The sequence below is a fragment of the Methanobrevibacter cuticularis genome, assembly GCF_001639285.1.
GTDB classification, from domain to species: domain Archaea; phylum Methanobacteriota; class Methanobacteria; order Methanobacteriales; family Methanobacteriaceae; genus Methanobaculum; species Methanobaculum cuticulare.
Map to the genome: position 1 here is coordinate 1 of NZ_LWMW01000045.1, position 877 is coordinate 877.

At 35.9% G+C, this 877-nt stretch carries 1 pseudogene; it reads right to left on the minus strand.

Going from position 1 to position 877, the window contains the following annotated elements:
* Positions 1-877 (minus strand): annotated as a pseudogene (locus MBCUT_RS01420) (hypothetical protein); the annotation flags it as partial.

Genomic DNA, 877 nt, shown 5'->3' on the forward strand with positions numbered 1-877 from the left:
TAGAATTGTTTAAACCAACAATAGTATAATTCAAATTATAAAGAATAAACTGAACACCTACAGTATTATTAACAATGCGATTACCAGATAATGTGAAATTAGTAGTAGCTAAACCAACAGCATGACTATTACCAGTGAAATTAGAATCCATAATCATACTATTAGTACCATTAGTAAAAACACCACCAGCAGCAGCACTAGCAGTGTTGTTAATGAAATTAGAATCACTAACATTCATCCTAGTACCATAATTGTAGATAGCACCGCCAATAGTAGCTTTGTTAACAGTGAAATTAGAATCACTTACAATAACATCATAACGAGTATTGTAAATGGCACCACCATCATCAGTCGCTATGTTGTTAGTGAAATTACAATCAGTTACAGTAGTATTAGCACCAGTATTATACACAGCACCACCATTAGTAGCACTGTTATTAGTGAAATTACAATCAGCTACAGTAGCATTATCACCAGTATTATACACAACACCACCATTAGTAGCACTGTTATTAGTGAAATTACAATCAGCTACAGTAGCATTAGCACCAGTATTATACACAGCACCACCATTAGTAGCACTGTTATTAGTGAAATTACAATCAGCTACAGTAGCATTAGAACCAGCATTGTGGATAGCTCCACCACCGTAAGCCACACGCGCAACATTAACTCTGTTGTTGTTGAAGTTACTGTTGGTTACTTCGAAATTAGCACCAGCATTGTAGATAGCTCCACCACCACTGTAACTAGATAGACCACCAGATGCATTAACTGTGTTGTTGTTGAAGTTACTGTTGGTTATTTTGAAATTAGCACCAGTATTGTAGATAGCTCCACTACCATAGGTAACTCCACCACATGTGTTGTTAGTGAA